At 70.7% G+C, this 16,904-nt stretch carries 17 protein-coding genes; 7 read left to right on the top strand and 10 right to left on the bottom strand.

Translation table 11 applies throughout. From position 1 onward, the window contains the following. A partial coding sequence (locus ACIBCM_RS34635; RefSeq protein WP_399250330.1) for a hypothetical protein occupies positions 1-192 on the bottom strand: 192 nt, incomplete at its 3' end. A 117-nt stretch (positions 193-309) separates the two neighbouring features. After that, positions 310-951, bottom strand: a complete 642-nt coding sequence (locus tag ACIBCM_RS34630) for a DNA-3-methyladenine glycosylase (protein ID WP_399250328.1) — start codon at positions 949-951, stop codon at positions 310-312. Positions 952-1,024: 73 nt separating this feature from the next. Here ACIBCM_RS34630 and ACIBCM_RS34625 point away from each other — a divergent pair, with 73 nt between their 5' ends. The 3 genes from ACIBCM_RS34625 (at position 1,025) to ACIBCM_RS34615 (ending at position 3,348) form a co-directional block, all read left to right on the top strand. Next, entirely contained in the window at positions 1,025-1,807 is a 783-nt protein-coding gene (locus tag ACIBCM_RS34625) for a sporulation protein (RefSeq protein WP_399250326.1), read from the top strand. A gap of 295 nt (positions 1,808-2,102) precedes the next feature. Then, a complete protein-coding gene (locus ACIBCM_RS34620) occupies positions 2,103-2,639 on the top strand; it encodes a YbhB/YbcL family Raf kinase inhibitor-like protein (RefSeq protein ID WP_399250324.1) in 537 nt (178 codons plus the stop codon). A gap of 199 nt (positions 2,640-2,838) precedes the next feature. Further along, a complete protein-coding gene (locus tag ACIBCM_RS34615; protein ID WP_399250322.1) occupies positions 2,839-3,348 on the top strand; it encodes an HNH endonuclease in 510 nt (169 codons plus the stop codon). Between the two features lie 54 nt (positions 3,349-3,402). On the opposite strand, the gene ACIBCM_RS34610 is transcribed toward ACIBCM_RS34615, so the two are convergent. The 4 genes from ACIBCM_RS34610 to ACIBCM_RS34595 all read right to left on the bottom strand — a co-directional run bounded on the left by ACIBCM_RS34610 (position 3,403) and on the right by ACIBCM_RS34595 (position 6,809). Continuing rightward, positions 3,403-4,179 carry a sulfite exporter TauE/SafE family protein gene (locus ACIBCM_RS34610; protein ID WP_399250320.1) on the bottom strand — a complete coding sequence of 259 codons (777 nt, stop codon included), beginning with the start codon at positions 4,177-4,179 and terminating at the stop codon, positions 3,403-3,405. Positions 4,180-4,239: 60 nt separating this feature from the next. Next, complete coding sequence (locus ACIBCM_RS34605; protein WP_399250318.1) at positions 4,240-5,172, bottom strand: SPFH domain-containing protein; 933 nt, start codon at positions 5,170-5,172, stop codon at positions 4,240-4,242. A gap of 184 nt (positions 5,173-5,356) precedes the next feature. Beyond that, a complete protein-coding gene (locus tag ACIBCM_RS34600; RefSeq protein ID WP_399250317.1) occupies positions 5,357-5,785 on the bottom strand; it encodes an NfeD family protein in 429 nt (142 codons plus the stop codon). Positions 5,786-6,017: 232 nt separating this feature from the next. Further along, positions 6,018-6,809 carry an ABC transporter ATP-binding protein gene (locus ACIBCM_RS34595; RefSeq protein WP_399250315.1) on the bottom strand — a complete coding sequence of 264 codons (792 nt, stop codon included), beginning with the start codon at positions 6,807-6,809 and terminating at the stop codon, positions 6,018-6,020. 242 nt (positions 6,810-7,051) lie between these two features. Between ACIBCM_RS34595 and ACIBCM_RS34590 the strand changes: the two genes are divergently transcribed. Further along, positions 7,052-7,864, top strand: coding sequence for a hypothetical protein (locus ACIBCM_RS34590; RefSeq protein WP_399250313.1), 813 nt, complete (start codon positions 7,052-7,054; stop codon positions 7,862-7,864). 494 nt (positions 7,865-8,358) lie between these two features. On the opposite strand, the gene ACIBCM_RS34585 is transcribed toward ACIBCM_RS34590, so the two are convergent. From ACIBCM_RS34585 to ACIBCM_RS34575, 3 genes are all read right to left on the bottom strand, one after another. Continuing rightward, complete coding sequence (locus tag ACIBCM_RS34585) at positions 8,359-8,604, bottom strand: chaplin (RefSeq protein WP_399250311.1); 246 nt, start codon at positions 8,602-8,604, stop codon at positions 8,359-8,361. A 150-nt stretch (positions 8,605-8,754) separates the two neighbouring features. Then, positions 8,755-9,399: a response regulator gene (locus tag ACIBCM_RS34580; RefSeq protein WP_399250309.1), complete on the bottom strand. Its 645-nt coding sequence runs from the start codon at positions 9,397-9,399 to the stop codon at positions 8,755-8,757. Beyond that, entirely contained in the window at positions 9,392-10,540 is a 1,149-nt protein-coding gene (locus tag ACIBCM_RS34575; RefSeq protein WP_399250308.1) for a GAF domain-containing sensor histidine kinase, read from the bottom strand. Before ACIBCM_RS34575 ends, ACIBCM_RS34580 begins: the two co-directional genes overlap by 8 nt. 402 nt (positions 10,541-10,942) lie before the next feature. Between ACIBCM_RS34575 and ACIBCM_RS34570 the strand changes: the two genes are divergently transcribed. From ACIBCM_RS34570 to ACIBCM_RS34560, 3 genes are all read left to right on the top strand, one after another. Continuing rightward, positions 10,943-11,638 (top strand): SDR family NAD(P)-dependent oxidoreductase, encoded by a 696-nt coding sequence (locus ACIBCM_RS34570; protein WP_399250306.1) that lies wholly within the window; start codon positions 10,943-10,945, stop codon positions 11,636-11,638. An 80-nt stretch (positions 11,639-11,718) separates the two neighbouring features. Further along, positions 11,719-12,897, top strand: a complete 1,179-nt coding sequence (locus ACIBCM_RS34565) for an S-adenosylmethionine:tRNA ribosyltransferase-isomerase (protein ID WP_399250304.1) — start codon at positions 11,719-11,721, stop codon at positions 12,895-12,897. 282 nt (positions 12,898-13,179) lie between these two features. Further along, positions 13,180-13,935 (top strand): transglycosylase SLT domain-containing protein, encoded by a 756-nt coding sequence (locus ACIBCM_RS34560; RefSeq protein WP_399250302.1) that lies wholly within the window; start codon positions 13,180-13,182, stop codon positions 13,933-13,935. 189 nt (positions 13,936-14,124) lie between these two features. Here the strand turns inward: ACIBCM_RS34560 and ACIBCM_RS34555 are convergent, their stop codons facing one another. Then, on the bottom strand, positions 14,125-16,791 hold the full coding sequence (locus ACIBCM_RS34555) for an FHA domain-containing protein (protein WP_399250300.1): 2,667 nt from the start codon (positions 16,789-16,791) through the stop codon (positions 14,125-14,127). Positions 16,792-16,904 lie beyond the last annotated feature (113 nt).

The raw sequence follows: 16,904 nt of genomic DNA, 5'->3' as shown, positions 1-16,904 counted from the left end.
ACCAGGCCCTCCGGGCATTTCCCTTCGGTCTTGCGTTTCCAACCTTACCAGACCTTTTCCGCATTCCGTTTCCGGACTTCGAATTCGATCAGGCGACTGATTGGATAAGCCTTTGCCTTTCGGCGTGTTCACTACATTAGCTGATTCCCGGGGCAACTCATAATCGAGTGCATCAGGCAGGAATTCCGGCATGCCGAAATCACACCCGATTGGGGTTCGTCGTCAGTAGTGGGTGGCCGCCTGGGGATGCTGAGCAGCAGGGCCCGTGTCAAGCGGCTCGGGCTACGTTAGGCGTCTCGGAGGGGCGAGTCAAGTTGCCCTTCGACGCGGCACATGTGCCCGGTAGGGGCTGACCGTGGGGTCACCGTCGATCCAGTAGCGCCAGGGGTGGTGGGCGCCGTCGCCGCCGACCCCCGTACGAGGGCCGTTGCGTACCTGGTCGGACGGGGTGGGTGTGCCATGGAGCAGGGTGAGCGGGGACGGGGTCTTGGCGCAGACGTCCGTACCGTTGAGGTCCCGGTCGACGGCGAGGGCCGTGGCCAGTCGGGCCGGGCCTTTGGCCAGTTCTCTGTCATATCGGGCCGAAACTCGACGTTTACGGGCCAGCTCTGCGCCCACCCGGATCTCACCGGCCCGGAGCAGCACCCCGCTCGCTCTGCCTTCCGGGCCGCACACCAGGTTCAGGCAGTGCCACATGCCGTAGGTGAAGTAGACATAGGCATGGCCGGGAGGGCCGAACATCACATCGTTGCGGGGGGTTCGGCCCCGGAAGGCGTGGGAACCCGGGTCCAGCTCTCCCGCGTACGCCTCGACCTCGGTGATGCGCAGCTCGATGGGACCGTCGTCGGTTCGGCGGACGAGGGTCCGGCCGAGGAGCTGGGGTGCGACGTCCAGTACCGGGCGGTCGAAGAAGTCCCGGGGAATCGGCGTACGGTCGGGGCTCTCGATCATGGCGTCCGAGGGTACCCGGGAACTGGCGGCGGCCGTCGCGCGTATGAAAAGTCAGGACCTACAAGGAGTGGACATGGGCTTCAAGAAGCTGCTCGCGAGCCTGGGCGCCGGTGGGGCGTCCGTGGAGACGGTGCTCACGGAGGACAACGTCGTGCCGGGCGGTGTCGTCCGGGGCGAGGTTCGGATCGAGGGCGGTTCCGTCGACCAGCAGATCGAGGGGCTGACCATCGGGCTCCAGGCGCGCGTCGAGGTCGAGAGCGGTGACCAGGAGGTCAAGCAGGACATCGACTTCGTCGAGCAGCGGCTCGGGGGCGCGTTCGAGGTGAAGGCCGGGGCAGTGCATGTGGTGCCGTTCGGGCTGGAGATCCCCTGGGAGACCCCGGTCACGAGCATCGCAGGGCAGCAGCTGCGCGGGATGAACATCGGAGTGACGACGCAGCTGGAGATCGCGCGGGCCGTGGACTCGGGGGATCTGGACCCGGTCCATGTCCATCCGCTGCCCGCGCAGCAGGCGATTCTCGACGCGTTCATCCAGCTCGGGTTCCGCTTCAAGAGCGCGGACATGGAGCGGGGGCACATCCGGGGGACTCGGCAGCGGCTGCCCTTCTACCAGGAGATCGAGTTCTTCCCGCCGCAGCAGTACCGGGGCCTGAACCAGGTCGAGCTGACGTTCGTCGCGGACGACCGTGAGATGGACGTCGTCCTGGAGATGGACAAGAAGCCGGGGCTGTTCAGCGAGGGCAGCGACTCGTACAAGGCCTTCAAGGTGGGGCACCACGACTTCGCCTCGACGGACTGGGCCGCGTATCTGAACCAGTGGCTCGCCGACGTCGGCGGCCGTCGCAACTGGTTCTAGCCGGCTGAGTCGGAGATTCGCCGGCGGTGGGCGTGGCCCTAAGGGCTGTCCCGTAATCGGCGGTGGATCAGCGCGCGGCGTCAGATGCGGTGCATCGCAAGGCGGAGGAGCGCCCGCATACTGGGCGTATTTGGGCGTTTCGACAACGCTGGGGGTACCGCCCGTGCCCGCAGGGCACAGGGGGAGAGGTGCCGTAGCTGTCGTCGTGCGCCCGCCGGAGATTGCGGGACAGCCCTTAGGGTCGTGTCCTGCTGGGCAGTCAGCACGGCAGGACAGCAGAACCGGAGGTTCAGACGTGACCGAGCAGAAAAAGGCGCCTCTTCCGCATGAATTTCACCCCGACGTGCCGTCGTTCACGGTGGTGAGCGATCAGCTCGCGCCGGGGGCGGTGCTGAAGGACGACCAGGTCCACGCGGCGGGGAACACCTCTCCCCAGCTGCGGTGGGAGGGCTTCCCGGCGGGGACGAAGAGCTTTGCCGTGACCTGCTTCGATCCGGACGCTCCCACGGGCAGCGGGTTCTGGCACTGGGTGCTGTTCGACATCCCGGCCTCGGTCACCGAGCTGCCGGCGGGCGCGGGCAGCGGGTCGTTCACGGGGCTGCCGGCCGGCGCCGTGCACGCGCGCAACGACTACGGGTCGAAGGACTTCGGCGGCGCCGCTCCCCCGGCCGGGGAGAACCACCGCTATGTGTTCACCGTGTACGCGGTCGACACCGAGAAGCTCGGGCCCGACGCGGATGCCTCGCCCGCGGCCGTGGGCTTCAATCTGCGCTTCCACACGCTGGGCCGCGCACAGCTGATCGGCGAGTACGAGGCTCCTTCGGTGGACTGACCACCGGCATCGGCCGTTCGTTTGTTGTTTGCCCTGTCCTGGTCCTGGAGAGATCAGGGCAGGGCAGTTTTTTGTCTGCCGTGGGTTCGGGGGTTCCCGGTGGCACGGATATTGCGTTGTCCATCTCGGCGCGCCCGGCCAGAGTTGATCCAAGCCCAGGGCCCGTGAGGGGCGGGGCCGGCGAACGGAGGTGGGGGAGATGCGGGACACGCTGGTACTGAACGCGAGCTTCGAGCCGCTGTCGACGGTGACACTCAACCGCGCGGTGGTACTGGTTCTCCAGGACAAGGCCGTCGTCGAGCAGGCCCACCCCGGTCTCCGTATGCGCGCCGCCGCCGTCGATCTTCCGGTGCCGCGGGTGATCAGGCTGTGCAGATACGTACGGGTGCCGTTCCGAAGACAGGCTCCGTGGTCGAGAAGGGGTGTGCTGGTCAGGGACCAGCACCGGTGCGCCTACTGCGGTAGGCGTGCCACGACCGTGGACCACGTGGTGCCCCGGTCGCACGGTGGTGCGGACAGCTGGCTGAACACGGTGGCGTCCTGTGCCGAGGACAATCACCGCAAGGCGGACCGTACGCCGGAGCAGGCGGGGATGCCGCTGCTGCACGAGCCCTTCGTACCGTCTCCGGCGGACGCGATGCTGCTCGGGCTGCGGGCCGGTGAGCGGTCGGCGCTCCCGCAGTGGCTGTCGGCGCGGTCTGCCGCGTAGGCGCGGAGCCGTCAAAAGCCCGTTCCCGTTCGTCGGGGGCGGGCTTTCGTGCTGTCAGCCGTAGCGGCGGATCAGCAGCTGGACGACGGCGACCGTGCCGACGGCGACGATGAAGCCCCTGAGTGCGGCCGGCGGCAGTTTGCGGCCCACCTTGGCGCCGACCTGGCCGCCGATGGTGGATCCGACGGCGATGAGGAGGACGGCCGTCCAGTCGAAGTCGGCGACGAAGAGGAAGAAGATCGCGGCGATGCTGTTGACCACGGCCGTGAGGATGTTCTTGACGGCGTTGAGGCGCTGAAGGGTGTCCTCGATGAGCATGCCCATGAGGGACATGTAGATGATCCCCTGGGCCGCGGTGAAGTAGCCGCCGTAGACGCTGGAGAGCAGCAGCCCGGTGGTCAGGAGCGGGCCGCCGTCGGGGTGGGCGGGGGTGCCGGTGCGTTCGCGGCGGCGCTGGACGGCCTTGGCGATCCGGGGCTGGAGGACGACCAGCACGAGGGCCAGGGTGACGAGGACCGGGACGATCGTCTCGAAGGCCGTCGAGGGGAGCTGGAGCAGCAGGACTGCTCCGGTGATGCCTCCGACGGCCGCGACGACGCTCAGACGCAGTACGCGGCGGCGCTGGCCCTTTAGTTCGGCGCGGTAGCCGATGGCGCCGCTGATCGCGCCGGGGACGAGTCCGAGGCCGTTGGAGACGGTTGCGGTGACCGGGGGGAGGCCGGTGGCGAGCAGTACGGGAAAGGTGATCAGTGTGCCGGAGCCGACGATGGTGTTGATGGTGCCGGCGCTGATGCCCGCGGCGAAGACGGCGAGCATCTCCCAGATGGTCACTCCGCTCCCCCTTCATGATCGGTGCTGAATGCACCGATCATGCCTGACGGGGAACCCTTCTCAGTCGACCGGGGGCTCTTCGCGGCGCTCCTTGCCTCCGGTGTTGAAGCCGGGTGCACCTCCGCCGAGGTTGCCGAAGGCTCCGGAGAGGCCCTTGAGGGCGTCGCCGATCTCGCTGGGCACGATCCAGAGCTTGTTGGCGTCGCCCTCGGCGATCTTCGGGAGCATCTGGAGGTACTGGTAGGAGAGGAGCTTCTGGTCCGGGTCTCCGGCGTGGATGGACTCGAAGACGGTACGGATGGCCTGCGCCTCGCCCTCGGCGCGCAGCGCGGCGGCCTTGGCCTCACCCTCCGCGCGCAGGATCGCGGACTGCTTCTCGCCCTCTGCGGTGAGGATCTGCGACTGGCGGATGCCCTCGGCGGTGAGGATCGCGGCGCGCTTGTCACGGTCGGCGCGCATCTGCTTCTCCATCGAGTCCTGGATGGAGGTGGGCGGCTCGATGGCCTTCAGCTCGACGCGGTTGACGCGGATGCCCCACTTGCCGGTGGCTTCGTCGAGGACTCCGCGGAGGGCCGCGTTGATCTCCTCACGGGAGGTGAGGGTCCGCTCCAGGTCCATACCGCCGATGATGTTGCGCAGGGTGGTGACGGTGAGCTGCTCGATCGCCTGGATGTAGCTGGCGACCTCATAGGTCGCGGCCCGCGCGTCGGTCACCTGGTAGTAGATGACGGTGTCGATGTTGACGACCAGGTTGTCCTGGGTGATCACCGGCTGGGGCGGGAAGGGGACGACCTGTTCCCGGAGGTCGATGCGGTTGCGGATGGAGTCGATGAACGGGACGACGATGTTCAGTCCGGCGTTCAGGGTGCGGGTGTAGCGGCCGAACCGCTCGACGATCGCGGCGCTGGCCTGCGGAATGACCTGGATCGTCTTGATGAGGGCGATGAAGACCAGCACCACCAGAATGATCAGGACGATGATGATCGGTTGCATCGGTATTCCCCGTGCCCTTCGCTGCCGGATGATGGTCTGATGATGATCGAGTTTTCCAGATCAGGGGCTGGTGTGGGGGCAGTTCGGCTTGCTGGTTCCCCTTCTTCGGCCCACGGTCCGTGACTTCGGCGTCTTCGGCCGGGAGCCGTGGGCCGTGATCGCGAGTCCCGGTCGCGGACGGGGCTCACATCACGACCGCGGTGGCGCCCTCGATCTCGACGACGTCGACCTGACGGCCCGCCTCGAACACCATGTCGCTGTCGAGCGGACGGGCGGACCAGACCTCGCCGGCGAGTTTGATGCGTCCTCCGTTGGCGTCGACCCGTTCCAGGACGACGGCCTGACGGCCTTTCAGCGCGTCGACTCCGCTGGCGAATCCGGGTCTGCCCGCTCGATGACGGGCCGCGATCGGCCGTACGACGGCGATCAGGGCGACGGACACCGCGGCGAACACGAGCACCTGGGCGACGGTCCCGCCGCCGAGTGCCGCGACGACGGCGGCCGCGACCGCTCCGGCCGACAGCATTCCGAATTCGGGCATCGCGGTCAGGACGAGCGGGATGCCCAGTCCGACCGCGGCGATCAGCCACCACACCCATGCGTCGATTTCCACACTGTCATGGTAGATCCGCCGGTCGGCACGGGGACAGAGGACAAAACGCCGCCGGGCGGGCGCGCGGGGCCGGGATGGGGGCCGTGGGGGCGGTGGTGGTGTTGGTGATACGCGGGCGGCGGTGCGGGCTCGATGGCGGCTCGGGCTGCTCCGGGGCGGCCGGCGCACATGCCGACGAGGGGCGCATTCCGTCGGGACGGCTCAGGTCATACCCGTATCCGGGGGCCGGGGCTCAGCCGAGCGGGAGGCCCCGCGCCGTCCAGCGGTCGCCCACGCGCTCGACGATCAGCGGGAGGCCGAAGCAGTGCGAGAGATTGCGGGAGGTCAGCTCCATCTCCACGGGACCGGCCGCCAGCACCTTGCCCTGGCGGATCATCAGGACGTGCGTGAAACCGGGGGCGATCTCCTCGACATGGTGGGTGACCATGATCGTGGAGGGGGCGTACGGATCGCGGGCGAGGCGGCCCAGACGGCGTACCAGGTCCTCACGGCCGCCGAGGTCGAGCCCGGCGGCGGGCTCGTCGAGGAGCAGCAGTTCGGGGTCGGTCATCATGGCGCGCGCGATCAGGGTGCGCTTGCGCTCCCCCTCGGAGAGGGTGCCGAACCTGCGGTGCAGATACTCGGTCATACCGAGCCGGTCGAGGAAGGCGCGGGCGCGCTCCTCGTCGACGGAGTCGTAGTCCTCGTGCCAGGTGGCGGTCATGCCGTACGCGGCGGTGAGCACGGTCTGGAGCACGGTCTGGCGCTTGGGGAGCTTCTCCGCCATCGCCATACCGGCCATGCCGATACGGGGGCGCAGATCGAAGACGTCGACTCCGCCGAGGCGCTCTCCGAGGATCGCCACGGAGCCGGTCGTCGGGTACAGATAGCTGGACGCGAGGTTGAGGAGCGTCGTCTTGCCGGCGCCGTTGGGGCCGACGATGACCCAGCGCTCCCCCTCCTTGACCGACCAGGAGACGTCGTCCACCAGAGCGCGTCCGTCGCGGACCACGGATACGTCCACCAGCTCCAGTACATCGCTCATGAGCGCGTTGTCTCCCCATGCAATCGTGTTGAGGTCCGAGAGGGCTCTACGCCTGTGGGCAGCCCCTGAAGAAATCTACGCCACCCGTCGGACAACCCCGTCGCCCGGCCCGTTCCTTGGGAGGCCCCCGGGACGGACGGGCTCCACGGTGTCGGCGCGGCGGGGAACGGCGCCGGGGCGGACCCTCGCCGCGGTGCCGTCGCCGGGGCGATGGCCGGGCGGCCGGGTCTTAGGCTGGGGCCATGTTTTCGGGATCTTCGGAACCACGTTCAGGACGGCTGGCCGTGTGGGGCAACGCCCTGCTGGCCGGGGCCGTGTCGCCCGACGACGCGGTGCACGCGATCGTCGGCGACGACGCCGTGCACCGGGTGGAGGGGCTGCCGGGCGAGACCGGCCCGGTCGGTCTCACGCTGGCCCTGGGACGGCTGCGGGCGCTCGGGGTGACCGGCTGGCGGGTCGCGCTTCCGGTGCCGGGGCATCCGCTGGGCCTGAGCGGGCCGCCGGAGTTCAACAAGCGGGCGCTGGAGGCCGAGGAGGCGGTCGTCGGGTACGGCGCGGGGTTCGGGCTGGTGCCGGAGGTGGACGAGGCGGGCCCGGGCGCGGCCGATCTGCATGTGGAGGTCCTCTGGCACTGTCTGCCGGTACGGGAGGCTCCGCCCGCGGACGTTCCCTCGCTCGGTGAGGCGGAGCGGGAGCTGGCGGAGGCGCTTCGGGAGGCGACGGAGCTGCTGTCGCGGCTCGATGTGGCGGCGTCGGGGCCGGTGGCCGAGGCGGCGATCGACGCGTACCGGGCGCGCGTGGAGGAGGGGGGCCCGAGCGGCGCGGGGCCGGCTCCCGGGTATCCGCCGCGGGCGGTGCGGGTGCTGGAGCTGGCGCGCCGGGTGGGGCTGCTGGTCTCGGTGGCGTACGAGAACGGGCACGGCGGCGCGGTGAGCGCGGCGGAGATGGCGGCGAGGGGCGAGGCGCTGCGGCCGGTGGAGCGGGTGGCGCGGCGGGCGCGGGTGGCCGCCTACAACGCGTATGTGGAGGAGCGGGAACGGGAGCGGGGGGTGTGACTTCCGGGGCTCCGCCCCGGTGCCCCGGTGGGGCTGAGCGCTCCGCGCGGCGGGGCGGCTGACGGCTGGGGGCGGGCCGGGCGACGCCCCGGTGGGAGCCGATCGGGGGGAACGCCCTGGGTGGGGCGGGATGTGTTCTCGCCCCGGGCGCCGGCGACTCCGCCCCGGCCCTCCCCCACGGCCCTCGGGAAGCCGGACGTCCTCGAACGCCCGGTCACCGTCGCGCGCCCGGCCCGGGTTGCGACAGGGCGGGGACCACCGGCCGACCCGCCGGGCCGCCGCCGGGCTCCGTATCCGGCACACCCGGGACCTCGACAGGCGCGGGCGTCCGGTGCTCCCCGCCCGGATCGCAGTGGCCCTGATCGCTGCGACGAGGACCGGCGTCACGGCTGTGCGGGGCGAGCGGCCGGCGGGCGGGCAGCCAGTGGGCAGGGCCAGAAATGCCGAACGCCGGAGGGACGGGAGCCGTCCTCCGGCGGGTGGGGCGAGGAGCGTCAGCCGTTGACGCCCGTGTTCCCGAAGGCCGGGTTGAGCAGACCGATCACGTTGACCGTGTTGCCGACCACGTTCACCGGAACGTGGACCGGGACCTGGATCAGGTTGCCCGAGGCGACACCCGGGGAGCCGATGGCCTTGCCGTCGGCCTGGGCGCCGGAGTGGGCGGAGGCGATGCCCGCGCCCGCGGCAACGAGGCTGCCGGTGATCATGGTGAGCGCGGCGGCCTTCTTCAGGTTCTTCACGTGCGAAATCCTCCTGGACGTCCGCTGCGGCCGTTGCCGCAGCACGCCCTGGAGAACGGCCGGCGCTCCACAAGGATGCGCCGTCCGGGTGACATACACCCGACAGTATGAATCTCGCACCGGTGGGGAACCGTGAGCGGATGTGTTGGATCAGCTGGTCAGCCCGTGCCGGACGGCCCACAGGGCGGCCTGGGTGCGGTCCGCGAGATCGAGCTTCATCAGGATGTTCGAGACATGGGTCTTGACGGTCTTCTCGGAGAGGACGAGCGCACGGGCGATCTCGCGGTTGGAGCGGCCGTCGGCGATCAGGCCGAGGACCTCCCGCTCCCGCTCGGTGAGGGTGGTTCCCCGGCCCTGGCCGGAGCCGGGCTCGTCCTGGGAGAGCAGGGCGCCGGCCACCTCGGGCTGGAGCAGGACATGGCCCGCGTGGACCGAACGGATCGCTCCGGCCAGCGCCTCGGGGTCGACGTCCTTGTACACATAGCCGGAGGCCCCGGCGCGCAGGGCGGGCACCACCGTGCGCTGCTCGGTGAAGCTGGTGACGATCAGCACCTTCGCCGGGTTGGCCAGGTCGCGGAGCCTGCGGAGGGCCTCGATACCGTCCGTGCCGGGCATCTTCACATCCATCAGGACGACGTCCGGCTTCAGCTCCTCGGCTCGGGCGACGCCCTCGCCTCCGTCGGCCGCCTCGCCGACCACCTCGATGTCGTCCTGTACTTCGAGGAACGTACGCAGACCGCGCCGTACGACCTGGTGGTCGTCGACGAGCAGGACGCGGATCTTCTTGTCACCCACCGGGGACCTCCATCTCGATCGTGGTGCCCTGGCCGGGCGAGGAACGCACCTTCAGCTTTCCGCCGACTCCGCTCGCGCGGTCGCGCATGGAGACGAGACCCAGATGGCGGCCGGCCCTGCGGACCGTACGCGGGTCGAAGCCCTTGCCGTTGTCGGTGACGCTGAGGATGGCGCCGCTCGGGCCCCAGCGGGCCAGGACCACGTCCACCCGGTCGGCGCCGGAGTGGCGCAGCGCGTTGTGCAGGGCCTCCTGGGCGACGCGGAGCAGCGCCTCCTCCTGGGCGGCGGGCAGTGCCCTGGTGCCGCAGGTGTCGAAGGTGACCCGGGCGGAGTGGGCCCGGTCGAGGACCTGGATCTGGGTACGGAGGGTGTTGATCAGACCGTCCTCGTCGAGGGCGGCCGGGCGCAGCTCGACGACGGCGGCGCGCAGTTCGTCCGCGGCCTCGGCGGCGAGGGCTGCGACCTGCTGGAGCTCGCCCTTGGCCCGGGAGGGGTCGCGGTCGACCAGGGCGGCGGCGGCCTGGGCGGTCAGCCGCAGGGAGAACAGCTTCTGGCTGACCGCGTCGTGCAGCTCGTGGGCGAGGCGGGAGCGCTCCTCGGCGATGGTCAGCTCGCGGCTGCGCTCGTACAGCCGGGCGTTGGTGAGGGCTATCGCCGCGTGCTGGGCGAGGATCGCGAGCAGTTCCTCGTCCTCCTCGGTGAAGCCGCAGCCGCCCCCGGGTCCGGGGCAGCGCTTGTTGGCGAGGAAGAGCGCGCCGATGATCTCGTCGCCGTCCTTGATCGGGAGGCCGAGAAAGTCGGACATGTCCGGGTGGGCGGAGGGCCAGCCCTCGAAGCGGGGGTCCTCGCGGACATCCGCGAGCCGCTCGGTCCGGGCGTCCCGGAGCATCGCGGCGAGGATGCCGTGCTGCCGGGGCAGCGGACCGATCGCCTTCCACTGCTCGTCGGTGACGCCGTCGACGACGAACTGGGCGAAGCCGCCGTGGTCGTCCGGGACCCCCAGCGCCGCGTACTGCGCGTCGAGCAGGTCGCGGGCGGAGGCGACGATCGTCTTCAGGACGTCGCGGACCTCCAGATGCCGGCTCATCGCGAGGAGAGCGGTGCTCACCGCCGCAAGGCCTGAGCTGGGTCGATGGCTCATGAACTCACGGTACCGGCGAGGAGTGACCGTCCGTATCGGGCCCGGGTCGGCGGCGGCCCGGGTCCGTGGACCTAGGTCGAAGTGCCTTGCCGGGTGGGGACCCGCGGACGAGGCGCGGGGAGGGCGGGCGTTTCTACGGTGGGGGCGCCGGCGGGAGAGAACGCCGGTGGTGCCGAGGACACACCCGGTGGAGCACGGGCCTCGCGCATCGTTCGCGTCACACGTCCGGCACGGATCGGCCGACGGGGATCGGGCCGCCGCAACGGTCCGCCCGGCACCGGTCGGACCGGACCGGCACCGGGCCGGCATGGATTCGCCGGTACGCCGGACCGCACACGGCCCGGCGGACCGCACGGCTCGGCGCGGCGCGACGCGGCTCACGGGAACAAAGGGGATGACGTCATGCCGGTTGCGGTGATCACAGGTGCTTCCAAGGGACTGGGGCGCGCCCTCGCGGCGGCGCTCGCCGAGCGGGGCTGGGATCTGGTCCTCGGCGCCAGGACAGGGGCCGTACTGAAGGAGAGCGCGGAGCGTGCGGGGGCGTACGGGACAAAGGTGGTCGCCGTGGCCGGTGATGTGACCGACGCGGGGCACCGGGCCGAGCTGCTGGCCGCCGCGCGGGAACTGGGCGGGCTGGATCTGCTGGTGAACAACGCGAGCACGCTGGGAGCCGAACCGCTGGTGCGGCTGGAGGCCCTGCCGCTGGCGGGTCTGCGGGCCGCGCTGGAGACCAATGTGGTGGCCGCGCTGGGTCTGGTGCAGGAGGCGCTGCCCCTGCTGCGTGCGGCGCGGGAGGGGACGGTGATCGCGGTCAGTTCGGACGCGGCGGCGGAGGCGTACGAGACCTGGGGCGGCTACGGCGCCTCCAAGGCGGCCCTGGACCATCTGGCGGCGGTGCTGGCGGTCGAGGAGCCCGCGCTGCGGGTGTGGGCGGTCGATCCGGGTGACATGGACACGGATCTGTACGCGGCGGCCGTCCCGGACGACGACGAGCCGAGGCCCGCTCCGGAGTCGGTCGTCCCCGGCTTTCTGCGGCTCCTGGACGAGCGCCCGGTGAGCGGTCGGTACGGGGCGCCCGCGCTGCTGGGGTCGGTGTGAGCGGGCCCGCCCCCGGGGGACCCGGGTCCTGCGGGGGTGCGCCCGACGGGGAGCGGGGGCGCCGGCGGCGCGTCGCGGCTGTGGCCGGGTCCCCCGGATCCGTGCTGGAGGAGCTGTGGGTGCCCGAGGAGCTGTCGGCGCGGGAGCCGGCCGAGGTGCGCGGGCGGGGACGGGACGATGTGCGGCTGATGGTGTCGCACGGCGCCAGGGTGTCCCACCACGGCTTCCGGGAGCTTCCGGCGCTGCTGAGGGCCGGTGATGTGCTGGTGGTGAACACCTCCCCCACCCTGCCCGCCGCCGTGAACGGGCGGCTCGGCGGGGACGCGGTCGTCGTGCACTTCTCGACGCGCGGGGACGACGGGCGGTGGGCGGTGGAGCTGCGGGACCCCGACGGGTCCGGGAGCACCCGGCCGCGCCCGGGAGGGCCCGTGGGGGCCGTGGTACGGCTGCCGGGGGGCGGGTGGCTGGTGATCGAGGAGCCGCTCGTACCGGGGGCGGAGCGGCTGTGGTGGGCGTCGGTGTCCGTCCCGGAGGGCGCGGGGACCCGGGCGGGCCCGGGATCCCCCGTAGCGCGCTATGCCCCGGGGACGGCGGAGGGCGTGGGGACGGCGGAGGGCCCTGAGGGCGTGCCGGGGCTGCTGCGGCGGCACGGGCGGCCGATCCGGTACGCGTACACGGTCCGGGACCAGCCCCTGTCCGCGTATCAGACGGTCTTCGCGCTCCCCTCCCCCGACGGGTCGGGGTCCGCGGAGATGCCGAGCGCGGCACGTCCTTTCACCGCCCGGCTGGTGGCGGAGCTGGTGAGCCGGGGGGTGCAGTTCGCCCCGGTCGTCCTGCACACGGGGGTCGCGTCGGCCGAGGCGCACGAGCCGCCGTATCCGGAGCGCTTCGAGGTGCCGGCGGCGACGGCGTGGCTGGTGAACGCGGCCCGTGCGGGCGGCGGGCGGATCGTGGCGGTGGGGACGACTGCGGTACGGGCGCTGGAGTCGGCCGCCGGTCCGGACGGGGCCGTGCGGGCGGCCGCGGGCTGGACCGGTCTGGTGGTCACGCCCGAGCGCGGGGTGCACGCCGTGGACGGGCTGCTGACCGGGCTGCACGAGCCCGCGGCCTCGCATCTGCTGATGCTGGAGGCGATCGCCGGGAGGGCGGCCGTCGGCCGTGCGTACGAGGCCGCGCTACGGCGGCTCTACCTCTGGCACGAGTTCGGGGACCTCCATCTCGTACTTCCGGATGAGAACACTCACGCATTGAATTGCTGAAGCAACGGAAGGTGAAATCGAAGAGGGCCGGATGTGAGCCCTCGCATAGGACGCAGATCACTTACGAAACACGCTAGTGGACCAAATAAGGAGCCTGTGAGCGGGCGATGTGCGGACAAATTGCCCTGATCACCATGCCCTGATCCACTATCGCGGGTCGTACGTCACATGATTGCCACACGTTTTTGCTGGCGCTAAGAATTACCTCTCGTCGCCGCCCGCCGTGGAGCGCAGCGCCGCTCCGGCCTGATGCGACTTCCCGATTCGAAGAGGTACGTCTGTATGTCCGCGTCCAGCACCCGTATGACCAAGGCCCGCAAGGTCTCGATCGCCGGTATAGCCGCCGCCGGCGTCGCAGCCATCACTCTGACCCTCGTGCCGGCCGGTGGTTCGACCGCCGCCGAGGCCGCCCCCGCGTCCCCCGCTTCCGCCGCTCCGGCGGCGTGGACCCTCAACGCCGACACGGCGAAGACCGCGGCCCTGCACACGGGCGAGAACGCGCAGAAGTCCACCATCGAGCTCCAGGTCGAGCAGGCCGTGAAGTCCGCCGCGAAGGCCGAGGCCGACGCGAAGGCCCAGGCCGAGGCCGCCGTCAAGAACACCGCCGCGAAGAAGGCCGCGGCCGAGGCCGCCGCCAAGGAGGCCGCTACCAAGGCTCGCGCCAAGGAGCAGGCCGCCAGCCGCACCGTCGCGGTCGCCGACCGCACCCCGGTCTACGCCGACAACCTCGACGGCTGGATCCGCGAGGCGCTCGACATCATGAAGAAGCACGGCATCCCGGGCACCTACGACGGTCTGCACCGCAACATCATGCGTGAGTCGAGCGGCAACCCGCGTGCCATCAACAACTGGGACATCAACGCCATCAACGGCGTGCCGTCGAAGGGCCTGCTCCAGGTCATCCAGCCGACGTTCGACGCGTATCACGTCAAGGGCACCAAGTACGACCTGTACGACCCGGTCGCCAACATCGTCGCCGCGTGCAACTACGCCGCCGACCGCTACGGCTCGATGGACAACGTCAACAGCGCCTACTGAGCCGCCGCGGACCTCATGAGCACAGACGCCGGAGGGCGGCACCCCCGCACTGGGTGCCGCCCTCGGCGTCTGTTTCCGTTCCGGCGACGGTTCCGGTTCTGGTTGCGTTTCCGGGTCCGGGTCCGGGTCCGGGTCCGGGTCACGGTGGATCCGGCGAGTCCCGGCTCCGGTACGTCCGGACGGCCCCCGCTACTTGCGCATGACCTCGGGCTCGTGGCGGCGCAGCAGCCGGGCGACCACAAAGCCGCAGACGACACCGATGGCGAGCAGGATCCCGAGGTTCATCCCCCACTGACCGACCGTGCTCTCCCACAGCGGGTCCAGATCGTCGGGCTTCTTCGGGTCCCACGGCGGCATCAGATGCGCGAGGTCGAGCGTGCTGGCCGAGCCCGCGATGGCCCAGCGGGAGGGCATCAGATACGCGAACTGTTCCAGGCCGGGCGAACCGTAGACCTTGAAGAGCACCCCGGTGAAGACGACCTGCACGATGGCGAACATCACCAGCAGGGGCATGGTCTTCTCGGCGGTCTTCACCAGTGAGGAGATCACCAGCCCGAACATCATCGAGGTGAAGCCGAGCGCGGTGATGACCAGGCACAGCTCCACCGCGGGCGGCATCAGCAGGCCCTCTTCGGGCAGCCGGCGGGTGGAGAAGCCGATACCGCAGATGATGACGCCCTGGAGGGCGGTGATCAGTCCCAGGACGATCACCTTGGACATCAGATACGCCGAGCGGGACAGGCCGGTGGCCCGTTCCCGTTCGTAGATGACCCGTTCCTTGATCAGTTCCCGGACGGAGTTGGCGGCTCCGGAGAAGCACATGCCGACCGCGAGGATCAGCATGATCGTGCCCGCGTCGCCGTTGAACGCGGACTTGCCGTCGTCGGGCGCGGCGAGCCCGAACTTCGCCGGGATGACGACACTGACCAGGCCGAGCACGGCCGGCAGGATCACCATCAGGCCCATGAAGCCCTTGTCGGACGCGATGACCGAGACATACCGGCGGATCAGCGTCCACAGCTGGGCGCCCCAGCTCTGCGGCTTCGGCGGGCGCATCTGCTGCGGTGACGGCATGTTCACCTGCTGCGGGGCGACGGCGTCGATATCGGCCGCGTACATCTGGTAGTGCTGCGATCCGCGCCAGCGGCCCGCCCAGTCGTAGTCCCGGTAATTCTCGAAGGCGGAGAAGACATCGGCCCAGGTGGTGTAGCCGAAGAAGTTGAGCGCCTCCTCCGGGGGGCCGAAGTAGGCGACCGAGCCGCCGGGGGCCATCACCAGCAGTTTGTCGCAGAGCGCCAGCTCGGCCACGGAGTGGGTGACCACCAGGACCGTACGGCCGTCGTCGGCGAGGCCGCGCAGCAGCTGCATCACATCGCGGTCCATGCCCGGGTCGAGGCCGGAGGTGGGCTCGTCCAGGAAGATCAGCGACGGCTTGGTCAGCAGCTCCAGCGCGACGGAGACGCGCTTGCGCTGGCCGCCCGAGAGCGAGGTGACCTTCTTGTCCTTGTGGATGTCGAGCTTCAGCTCGCGCAGGACCTCGCCGATCCTGGCCTCGCGCTCGGTCTCGGCGGTGTCGCCGGGGAAGCGGAGCTTGGCCGCGTATCCCAGGGCCTTCTGGACGGTCAGCTCCTTGTGGAGGATGTCGTCCTGCGGGACCAGACCGATGCGCTGGCGCAGCTCGGCGAACTGCTTGTAGAGGCTGCGGTTGTCGTAGAGGACATCGCCCTGGTTGGCGGGCCGGTAGCCGGTGAGCGCCTTGAGCAGGGTGGACTTTCCGGAGCCGGAGGGGCCGATGACGCCGATGAGCGACTTCTCCGGGACGCCGAAGGAGACGTCCCGCAGGATCTGCTTGCCGCCGTCGACGGTGACCGTGAGATGGCGCGCGGAGAAGGAGACCTCGCCGGTGTCGACGAACTCCTCCAGACGGTCGCCGACGATACGGAAGGTGGAGTGGCCGACGCCGACGATGTCGTTGGGGCCGATGAAGAGGGTGCCGGACTTGGCCATCGGCTGGCCGTTGACATAGGTGCCGTTGTGGGAGCCGAGGTCACGGATCTGGAAGCGGCCGTCGGGGGCCGCGGTGAACTCGGCGTGGTGGCGCGAGACCTGGAGGTCGGAGACGACGAGTTCGTTCTCCAGCGCACGGCCGATGCGCATGACCCGGCCCAGCGCCAGCTGGTGGAAGGTGGTCGGGCTGCGGTCCCCGTACACGGGCGGCGCCCCCGCGGCACCGCCCGGTCCGTGGGACGGTCCCTGCTGATGGGGGACCGGGGGCCGGGGTCCGGGCGCTCCCTGGTGGGGTCCCGGCTGCGGCGGCACTCCCTGGTGCGGCGGCCCGGGCTGGGGATCGGGCCAGGCGGGCTGCTGAGGGGTCCCCGGTGCCTGGGGCCGGACCGCGTGGGCCTGGGCCTGCATCTGCGCCTGGGGGGAGGGCCCCCGGGCCGGGTCGGCCGGGGCGGCCTGGTGCCCCGCCTGGGGACCTGCCGGGTGGGGCACCGCCTGGGCAGGGGACTGCTGGGAGGCGGCGGCCCCCGCGCCGTACGCGCCCGCCGGGGCCGAGGAGAGCGTCACCCGCGGGCCGTCGGTGGCGTTGCCCAGATGGACGGCCGACCCCGGGCCTATGTCCATCCGGTGGATCCGCTGCCCGTCCGCGTAGGTGCCGTTGGTGCTCCCGTGGTCCTCGATCGTCCAACTCCGGCCGCCCCAGGTGATGCTGGCGTGCCGCCACGAGACCCTTGCGTCGTCCACGACCACATCGCCCTGAGGGTCACGGCCGAGGGTGTACGACCTGGCCGGATCGAGCGTCCAGGTCCTTCCGTTCAATTCCAGTACGAGTTCCCGCACTCCATGCCCCACTAGTTGTCCCCCGAAATACCCCCGTCACAGGGAGTCTAGGGATGGCGAACATCGGGGGGAACTATTTCAGGCGCGGTCCCGCATCGGAAAGCCGGGCCCGGAGACGCCATTGT

The sequence above is a fragment of the Streptomyces sp. NPDC051018 genome (genome assembly GCF_044456085.1).
In the GTDB taxonomy this organism is placed as follows: Bacteria; Actinomycetota; Actinomycetes; order Streptomycetales; family Streptomycetaceae; genus Streptomyces.
This window is presented reverse-complemented; position numbering and strand designations above follow the sequence as displayed.

Excerpts from the sequence above, each read along its gene's own strand:
- ACIBCM_RS34630 (WP_399250328.1), bottom strand. The coding sequence starts at position 951 with ATGATCGAGAGCCCCGACCGTACGCCGATTCCCCGGGACTTCTTCGAC.
- ACIBCM_RS34595 (WP_399250315.1), bottom strand. The coding sequence starts at position 6,809 with ATGAGCGATGTACTGGAGCTGGTGGACGTATCCGTGGTCCGCGACGGA.
- ACIBCM_RS34605 (WP_399250318.1), bottom strand. The coding sequence starts at position 5,172 with ATGCAACCGATCATCATCGTCCTGATCATTCTGGTGGTGCTGGTCTTC.
- ACIBCM_RS34625 (WP_399250326.1), top strand. The coding sequence starts at position 1,025 with ATGGGCTTCAAGAAGCTGCTCGCGAGCCTGGGCGCCGGTGGGGCGTCC.
- ACIBCM_RS34575 (WP_399250308.1), bottom strand. The coding sequence starts at position 10,540 with ATGAGCCATCGACCCAGCTCAGGCCTTGCGGCGGTGAGCACCGCTCTC.
- ACIBCM_RS34590 (WP_399250313.1), top strand. The coding sequence starts at position 7,052 with ATGTTTTCGGGATCTTCGGAACCACGTTCAGGACGGCTGGCCGTGTGG.
- ACIBCM_RS34570 (WP_399250306.1), top strand. The coding sequence starts at position 10,943 with ATGCCGGTTGCGGTGATCACAGGTGCTTCCAAGGGACTGGGGCGCGCC.
- ACIBCM_RS34560 (WP_399250302.1), top strand. The coding sequence starts at position 13,180 with ATGTCCGCGTCCAGCACCCGTATGACCAAGGCCCGCAAGGTCTCGATC.
- ACIBCM_RS34615 (WP_399250322.1), top strand. The coding sequence starts at position 2,839 with ATGCGGGACACGCTGGTACTGAACGCGAGCTTCGAGCCGCTGTCGACG.